Annotated in this window: 2 protein-coding genes; both read left to right on the top strand. The window is 55.9% G+C overall.

Going from position 1 to position 2703, the window contains the following annotated elements; genetic code table 11:
- Positions 1 to 241: 241 nt before the first annotated feature.
- A complete protein-coding gene (locus tag WBB95_RS00195) occupies positions 242 to 1639 on the top strand; it encodes an IS4 family transposase (protein WP_424485754.1) in 1398 nt (465 codons plus the stop codon).
- A gap of 570 nt (positions 1640 to 2209) precedes the next feature.
- Positions 2210 to 2703, top strand: a 494-nt coding sequence (locus WBB95_RS00190; protein WP_424485753.1) for a hypothetical protein, incomplete at its 3' end; no start/stop codon positions are given.

Genomic DNA, 2703 nt, shown 5'->3' with positions numbered 1-2703 from the left:
TTTTGCGAACCCTGCCCCGTCGCCGGTGGCGGCCTAGCCCGCAGCGCTAGATTTGATGTTGCGCTATATTGGACACCCTTGGCGTTTGGCCGAAGGCCTGATTCACCGTAGCCTAGGGCAACGCCCTGTCGTTTATACATAAATATCGTTCATTCCACGGAGATTCCCAGGAACTTTGGCACAAGATTTGCGCAGCAGTATTGACAGGAATTGGCCTGCCAATATTGCAAGGAGCAAATCAATGTGTGAAGGAATCACTGCGGAACTTCAGGGTATTGATCTAGGAGACCAGCGTTTGAACAAGCGAAGCCAACAGATCATCGAGGCGCTGGCTGCCAACCCCGAGGCAAGTGTTAACTCGGCCTGTGGCGGCTGGAGTGACACACTTGCGGCTTACCGTTTCTTCAATAATCGGGCCATTGAGCCAGATCGAATCTTGCAGCCACATATTGAAGCCACCAAGCGACGAATGAACGATCACCCGGTTGTTTTGGTTCTTCAAGATACGACCGAGCTGGATTACACATCGCATCCTCCGGATGATGCTCGCTGCCTGAATACCGAGGACCGGTTCGGGCTGTATGATCACACGCATCTGGCTGTGACACCCGATGGACTTAGTTTGGGTGTGGTGGGTGTTGAATACTTCGATCGCACGGAGGAAAGCCTTGGCGAAGCAGAGAAACGCAAAACCTTGCCGATCGAAGAGAAGGAGAGTTTTCGCTGGCTCACCGGATATCGGTTAGCATCGCAACTGGCGTGCGACTGCCCCGATACCCAGGTCGTGAGCGTCGCCGACAGGGAAGCTGATATCTATGACATTTTTGTGGAATCCGAAGAAAAGGACGAATCGGTAGACTTCATAATTCGTGCTAAGGTAAATCGCTGCACTCCGGAGCATGAGCCCGATTCTGGTCCAGCTGTTTATCGCAAGGTGCGAGATGAAGTGAGTGCATCGGAACTGCGTGCGACGCGAACTATCGATCTTCGTCAGACACCGAAGCGAAAAGCTCGAAAGGCAGAACTGGAGATTCGTGCAATGCGAGTCACCGTCAAGCCGCCGCACGCTCGTTCGTCCTTACCGTCGGTCACTTATAACGTCGTCCTTGTTGAAGAAATCAACGGTCCCAACGATGGCACGGATGTGTCGTGGCTGCTCATTACAACACTGCCGATTGACAGCGTCGAAGACATTCTCCGAGTGATCGATTACTACGTCGCGCGCTGGACCATTGAAGTCTATTTTCGAGTCTTCAAGACCGGGTGCCGTGTCGAAGAGATCCAACTGGAAAAACTCGATCGGCTCAAAAACTGCCTCGCCTTTTACAAAGTCATTGCATGGCGAGTGATGTACCTGACGTACATGAACCGCGAATGCCCATCTCTTCCATGCAACACTGTATTTGACGACTGTGAATGGATGTCGGTATGGCGTGTCGTGACCAAGAAGCAGTTGCCCGAAACTCCACCAACGCTATCCGAATTCATGGCACTCCTGGCACAACTCGGCGGCTACAATAATCGTGCCACCGAACCACCTCCAGGGCCCCAGCCCATTTGGGTAGGAATCCGAAGAATGACCGACTTCGCCATCGCATGGCTTGCCTTCGGGCCAAATGCTGAAACCACTTATGTATAAACGACAGGGCGATGCCCCAGGCTACGGTAAAAATGGCCTTCGGCCAGGAAATTCGCGTCGAAATGCGCTACATCGAAACTGGCGCTTCACGCTTGTGTTTAGGTAACATGAAAAAGTGAAAGGCCCTGAGCCGGTCGCCGGATCGTGGGAGTCCGGAAAAACAGGCTTGCGGCGTGACCCGGCGGCAATGCTGGCATGTCGGTGGCTGGTGCCAGGATCCCGCTGTGGATGCCCGTAGTCAGGCAGTTTGCATCAATCCGGGTAATGGGCGCCGACGATACAAGTTGAGTGCGATAGGGTTTCGGTCGTGTCGAAATGCCGTTGACCCGTCGCAACAGAACGTGTAACAGATGCGATTCAACGCCAGGGATGGCAGCGGTGGTGGTATTGGCCGCGGCGGCACCTTTGACGAGCAACACGATAATCCAGGCCTCGCGAGTGCGGGGGTCACTTTGATCCCAGTCGCCGAACCACCGCGCTACAGCATGGAGGCTGTACGTCGTGGCTCGACGGCGAAGAACCAGCGCCGACTCGGAACGCCGCCGGATATGGCAGGCTCCGCTGGTTTTCTTGGCCAGCCTCGCGATCATCAGCGGGGTAATCTGCCTCGTTGTGGACGCCGTGCGCGGTCCCACGCAATTGTGTCGCGCGTTGGGCGGTCTCTTGTTGATTCTGTCAGGCGGCCTACATATTTTTCTTTGGCGGTGGACGCGCTGCAGTCGGGATCCGGCGGCAGGGCTTTGGATTTCGCAACCGAACCGGTTCTTTCTTTGGCTGCTGGCCGGTTGGTTGGGCTGCTACGTCGCGGCGCTGGCGGTCGGTCCGCGGCCCGGCATTGCCTGGTTGTTTTACGGCTTGTTCACGCTGTGGTCGACGGCGCTGTTCGGTGTGGTGGCCATGCCGCCACGGATTCCTGACGCGCTGTTGCGAAGTTTCCGCAGCTACTGGTCCGTGGCGCTGGCACGGGTCACGATTCTGTTGCTGTTGGCTTTCGTGAGTGCGGAACTCGGGTTGCGGTCGTATGGGCTGCTGACAGGCGATCCGATGACAGCCCGCTACATGGT

The sequence above is a fragment of the Pseudomonas sp. genome (assembly GCF_049645325.1).
Taxonomy (GTDB): Bacteria; Pseudomonadota; Gammaproteobacteria; order Pseudomonadales; family Pseudomonadaceae; genus Aquipseudomonas.
This window is presented reverse-complemented; position numbering and strand designations above follow the sequence as displayed.